General features: G+C 67.0%; 1 protein-coding gene. It reads left to right on the top strand.

Annotated features, from left to right (window positions below; translation table 11 throughout):
* Window positions 1–147 precede the first annotated feature (147 nt).
* On the top strand, window positions 148–2441 hold a 2294-nt coding region (locus ACFWU9_RS36190; protein WP_384325351.1), incomplete at its 3' end, for a peptidoglycan DD-metalloendopeptidase family protein.

Genomic DNA, 2441 nt, shown 5'->3' with positions numbered 1-2441 from the left:
GGAATTGTCAGCGTATGGAACAAAACAGCCGCCAAGATTCCCGGTGTTGCCGATCTCAAGGAGATGTCCCTTCCGAAGGGTTTCGCCCGCGGTGGCATCCTGCCGGGCTCCTCGTCGTGGCGGGGTGGGGACACTCACCTGCGCCCTATGCGCGAGGGCGAGGGCGTATACGTCTCGGAGGCGATGAGGGATCCCTACGAGCGTGCCCGGCTGTACGCGGTCAACCAGGCCGCCATGCAGGGCAAGTCACTGCGCGGGTTCCGCGGCTACGCGTTCGGCGGGATCGTCGACTCCATCGGCGACGCCGTCGGCGGGGCACTGAACAAGGGTGCCGACGTGATCAGGGGCGGGTTCGCCGACCTTGCCGAGGCCGCGTTCAAGCCCCTGAAGTCCGGGATCAAGAAGTCCCTGGGCGGCGACAAGGACACGTACAACGGCATGATCGGCCAGATGCCCATCGGGCTGATCGACAAGGCGATCGAGTTCATCCGCGGCAAGGACTTGCCGCCGGAGGGCACCGGGCAGTGGCTGAAGCCCGTCAACGCCGCGTATGGGACCCCGTTCGGCAAGGCTGGGCTGATGTGGTCGTCGGGCCGGCACACGGGCCTCGACTTCCCTGCGAAGACCGGAACCCGCATCGGGGCCGTCGACGACGGGCAGGTGCGTTCCCGCACTTCGGGCGGTCCTTACGGGCAGCACATCGAGATCAGCCACGGAAGTGGTCTCACCTCCCTGTACGCGCACATGTCCGCGATGCTCGCCAAGGCTGGGGCGGATGTGAAACGCGGTCAGCAGATCGGCCGCGTCGGAGCCACCGGCAACGTCACCGGACCGCACCTCCACCTCGAAGCCCGCATCAACGGCAAGACCGTCGACCCGATGCGCTACCTCGAAGGCGGCACGGGGGTTCCCCCAGGCAAGGGTGTGGAGCGCTTCCGGGGCATCGTCAACCAGGCTCTCGGGCAGGTTGGGCAGTCGTTGTCGCTGGTCAACACCACGCTGCGCCGAATGAACCAGGAGTCGGGGGGCAACCCGAAGGCCGTCAACCGCAACGACATCAACTGGATCAATGGCACCCCGTCGGTGGGACTGATGCAGGTGATCCGCCCGACGTTCAACGCCTACGCCGGCAAGTACAAGGGTGTCGGGCCGAAGCTGTACGGGGTCAGCATCGACCCGATGGCGAACATCTACGCCTCTATGAAGTACGCCCTGTCCCGCTACGGCAGTTTGTCGAAGGCGTACAACCGCATCGGCGGCTACGCCGCCGGCGGCACCGCGCGTCCGGGCGAGCTGGCCTGGGTGGGCGAGCAGGGCCCGGAGCTGATGCGGGTCTTCGAGGGCGGGGTGCGGATCTTCAACGCCCGCCAGTCCGCGGCGATGGCCCGCGGCATGGGGCAGCCGATCCCCGGCTACGCCTCCGGAGGCACCATCACCGTTGCGGGCCGGCGCATCGACACGGGCCCAGTAAAGGCCTCCGTGGGGGGCGACTTCCTCAAGACCCTGGCCGGGACCGCGGCGGCGATCAACACGGCCATGACCAAGGTCGCCACGGCGCTGAAGAACGGGTTCAAGGGTGTCCGGACCACCCTCGACGACAAGTTGATCAAGCAGGTCAACGCGCAGAACGCGCAGCTCAAGAGGCTCGCCGCCGACCGGGACAAGATCCGCTCCACCATTGCCGCGGCCACCACGTTCGCCACCGAGACCAGTGCCAGCGCCGCAAGCTTCGCCAGCCTTACCGGCCTGCCCAACGGTGGCCTGCCGTTCGGTGCCGAGGGCATCCTCAACGGCCTCAACGTCCGGTTGAGCCAGATGAAGGCGTTCAGTGCGAACCTCGAAATCCTTGGCAAGCGCGGCCTGTCGAAGGATCTCATCGGGCAGATCATCCAGGCCGGGCCGGACCAGGGAGCCCCGTATGCGGCAGCCCTGGTCAAGGCCACCGACGCACAACTGAAGTCGATCAACTCGACACAGGCGGCCATCGCCTCATCGACCACCGCTTACGGGCAGTCCGCCGCCAACGCCATGTACGACGCCGGCACCCAGTCCGGCAAGGGCTTCCTGTCCGGACTGAAATCCCAAGAGGCGTCCATAGTCAAGGCGATGGCCGACCTGGCGAAGAAGATCCAGAAGACCATCAAGGTCGAACTGAAAATCAGCAGCCCCTCCAAGGTCGCTCACCGACTGGGACGGTTCTTCGGCGGCGGCTTCGAAGGCGGCATCCGCGACAGCATCCCCGGCGCCGCCGCCGCGGCATCCACCATGGCCGCCGCGGTCCGCTCCACCACCGGCGTAGGCGCGTCCCGCATCGTCACCAACCAGGTCAGCAACCAGGGCGGCGACCGGATCCTCCAGTACAACGCCCTCGTCCGGGAACAGGCGTCCCGCCAGTCCATCCAGGCCGCCCTGGCCATGGAGGAACTCCTCCTCCGGCCCGT

Origin of the sequence: Streptomyces sp. NPDC058653, assembly GCF_042716895.1 — a bacterium.
GTDB lineage: Bacteria > Actinomycetota > Actinomycetes > Streptomycetales > Streptomycetaceae > Streptomyces.
Note: the sequence above shows the minus strand (reverse complement) of the source record. Positions and strands in the feature narration are given on the sequence as shown.